Annotated in this window: 3 protein-coding genes and 1 pseudogene; all 4 read left to right on the top strand. The window is 49.7% G+C overall.

All coding sequences use genetic code 11. The annotated features are described in order from the left end of the window. A pseudogene (locus tag MHN01_RS20700) lies at positions 1-302 on the top strand (glutathione synthetase); the annotation flags it as partial. Beyond that, on the top strand, positions 286-2,268 hold the full coding sequence (locus MHN01_RS20705; protein WP_239413158.1) for a flavohemoglobin expression-modulating QEGLA motif protein: 1,983 nt from the start codon (positions 286-288) through the stop codon (positions 2,266-2,268). The pseudogene MHN01_RS20700 and the gene MHN01_RS20705, both read left to right, overlap by 17 nt. 211 nt (positions 2,269-2,479) lie before the next feature. Next, entirely contained in the window at positions 2,480-2,845 is a 366-nt protein-coding gene (locus tag MHN01_RS20710; protein ID WP_239413159.1) for a hypothetical protein, read from the top strand. A gap of 103 nt (positions 2,846-2,948) precedes the next feature. Further along, on the top strand, positions 2,949-3,489 hold a 541-nt coding region (locus MHN01_RS20715; protein WP_255725394.1), incomplete at its 3' end, for a protein-disulfide reductase DsbD domain-containing protein.

Consider the following 3,489-nt stretch of genomic DNA (forward strand, 5'->3'; position numbering starts at 1 on the left):
ATGCTGGTGGCAAAGAGGTCAAGCACACACTGACTAAACAGGAACTAAGGCTTTGTAAGCATATCGGCCCCAAACTGGTGCGTGACGGACTGTATTTTGTCGGTCTTGATGTCATCAAGGGCAAGTTGGTCGAGGTGAATGTACTCAGCCCGGGCGGGATCACCCGTATCAACCGACTTAACCGGACCAAGCTTCAGCGCGAGATCATCGACTTTGTCGAAAGCGTGGTCGCCGCCAAAGAAGTCAGCATTGCCAGAAAAAATGAATACCGCCAGGTGATTGCTGATGCTGCAACTTACTGAAGCTGAAGTGCTGGAAAAGATCCGGCAGCGTATTCCGTTCGAAGCAAGGCTTAGCGACGGTAGCCTGATCATCAGGATCAGTGAGTATCAGCCTTATATTGCGACAGCTATTCATCACGGTCACCGCCTTCGCGGTGACCTTGCCGGTAAGTGTAACCTAAGCGAGACTGAGCGGTACTATGAAGAAGACCCGTATACCGGCGACTTTATCACCTCTTTGCCGATTGTCCTGCAGGGGGAAGATTCCCGCTACGAGTATGATCTAAATCGCCCGATAGAGAGCTGCATCTATAAAACGGCCTGGGGAAAATCAGTCTGGTCTGAAGGTATAAGTGAAGATGAGCGTGCCTTGTCTATCAGCAAGCACCAGTGCTATTACCGCATATTGGGATGCTTGGTAGATACGCTTGAAAGCCAGTTTGACCTGTGCCTGTTGTATGACATTCATTCATACAATTATCAGCGTATCGAACAAGCGACACCGGTGTTTAACCTTGGCACCAGCCAGCTTAACAAGCGTAAGTGGCATAAGGAGATCAACCGCCTACTTAGGCTTCTTAATGATGTCGAGCTACCAAACCTTGAAGTGAATGCCGAAGTGAATTCAGTATTCAAAGGCCAAGGCTACCAGGCAGCTTTTATCAAGGAGAATTTTGCCAACACACTGATCTTGCCCATCGAGGTCAAGAAAGTATTCATGAATGAAATGAGCGGCGACGCTTTCCCGCTGGTTATTGAGAAGCTCAAAGAAGCCATGAAGACGGTGATCACCGAGCATGCGGCTGCAACCATACAGCGTCGTACCAAAGTGAAGCGCCTGACAGGCAGCCATATATTATCATCGCGGCTGCCACGCGAGGTGATCAAACTTGACAGGCAACTGTTTTCATTGGCCCGGGGCATCAATACGCTGAGCTATATCAACCCGACTAACCTTAAACAGGAAAAGCGACGGTTTCTTCATCGGCCGCATGACTACCTGCCAGGGTTTACCTATCGGCAACTTGATATTGATCCCTATAAGTTCAGGGAGCAATTATATCGGCTACCGGTTGATGAGATCCGCGATGCCGATATCCAAAAGATGTATCGCCGGGTTATTGACCAGCTGGCGGTCAGGATAGATCTGCTGACCAGCATCGGCCACGAGGAGTTCTTGTATAACTCACTGAAATATTACGGCCAGCCAGATCAGCAGGATATTGCCAATGCGAACTTTATTCTCCATGCCAGGGAGTATCAGGCGCAAGAGACTCCTAGCATCAGCGCGTCTGACGCGATTGGTATGTTCAAAACAGCAGCGGACGAGTATGGAATCTCGTGCAAAATTGTCGGTTCAAAGCAGTTAATTGCACGGGCTATGGTGAGCGGGCGAAACATCAAGGTCAACATGAGCTGCCAGTTCTCACCAACCGATCTCAATGCACTGATCCACCATGAGCTCGGTGTACATATGGTAACCAGCGTCAATGCCGATAAGCAACCGCTGAAGGTACTCAAACTCGGGCTGCCGGGTAATACCCATACGCAGGAGGGACTGGCTATCTTGTGCGAGCACCTGTCGGGCAACTTCCCGTTGCACCGACTCAAGACACTCGCATTACGGGTGATAGCCGTTGATAAAATGGTACGAGGCGAGAGCTTTAATGAAACATACAACAGTCTGGTGACAGAGCACGGCTTAAGTCCGGATGATGCATTTACTATCACGGCAAGAGCCTATCGGGGAGGAGGGTTTACCAAAGATTACCTCTACCTGAAAGGGCTCAGAGATGCACTGGTCTATTACCGGCAGGGAAACTTGACCTCATTATTTGTTGGCAAAACAGGATTTGAATTCAAGCCTCTGCTGGACGAGCTAATCACCCGGGAAATATTACATAGGCCGGATTACCTCCCCAAGGCACTGACACAGGCTGGTAACAGCGACCCAGTCATCAACTTTATGCTCAACAGCATTAAGTGAGTACCCGCAAACTCATACGCAGCAACGGTTTGGTTATCGTCGCTGCGTATACCTACCTAGCGACCGCAACTATCAATTCAGTCCCTACACACTGCACTATGGATTTCTGCCCCCAACTTGCAGTCAGGCAGTAAAACAAAGAAAATGTGCCTGAATCGAAACTATGGCTAACTTGTACGGTCATAGCTTCATTGCAGCGTAGAGGATCTATATGGGTCGCAACGTAAGTCGTCACCAAAGTGCTAAGTGGTCATTATGGTTAGTATTACTGGTTGTCTTTGTCTGTTCCGGACAAAACACCGGGATGATTTCCACATGTCCGCTTTATGCCCAGACAAGCCTGGACTCGCACCATGATCTGGAGACATCCTCCCACGCCGTAGAAAAGAAGTGTGATTTAACCGACCACCTGCTCCAGCTTCACCAGCAGTCGCTGGATCATGCCCTGATCAGCATCGGAATGCTATTGCTGCTGATAACAATGTGTATCGGTAATCCATTTCGCGTTCCGCTGCTGACCGAGCCTATAACGCCCTCCCAACGACGGCACCTTACCCTATGTGTATTCCGAGAATAACGCTGATCTCCCGTCGGCATTCATCGCTACAAATTGGATATCAGGTTTATTTGGAGTACATACATTGAAAAAACAGCTTTCTTCTCTACTAGCGTCTATAGCAATGCTTGCCACGCTAATAGCATCACTACTGCCCCTTTCGGCACAGGCAATCGAATATAATACCGGCTGGCTTTCGAACCCACAGCACCCGCCCGTAGAAGTCAGGTACATGCTAACGGGACAAAGTGACCCACAGACAAACACAGTCGAGGCCTTGCTTGAAGTCAGGCTCGACACCGGCTGGAAAACCTATTGGCGGAGCCCCGGCGAAGGCGGAGTGGCACCCAGCATTGACTGGAATCTGTCCAACAACCTCGAAAACGTAGACTGGCATTGGCCGATGCCAAAACGCTACGAGTTTCTCGGTGTCGAAACGCTCGGTTACAAAGAGCACATCGTGTTTCCAATGACACTCCATGTCGAGGATATGGGCAAACCTGTCTTTCTGTCAGGCAAGCTCACCATGTCATCATGTACCAACATCTGTGTGCTGACTGATTATGAGCTAACTCTGGACTTCACCCCGTCCAAGCTAAGTGCCTCCCAGGAAGCTATGCACCTGTACAACCAGGGCATGAGCCAAGTGCCTAAACAATCAAGCG

Source organism: Photobacterium sp. OFAV2-7, assembly GCF_022347985.1.
Lineage (GTDB): Bacteria > Pseudomonadota > Gammaproteobacteria > Enterobacterales > Vibrionaceae > Photobacterium.

Excerpts from the sequence above, each read along its gene's own strand:
- MHN01_RS20705 (WP_239413158.1), top strand. The coding sequence starts at position 286 with ATGCTGCAACTTACTGAAGCTGAAGTGCTGGAAAAGATCCGGCAGCGT.
- MHN01_RS20710 (WP_239413159.1), top strand. The coding sequence starts at position 2,480 with ATGGGTCGCAACGTAAGTCGTCACCAAAGTGCTAAGTGGTCATTATGG.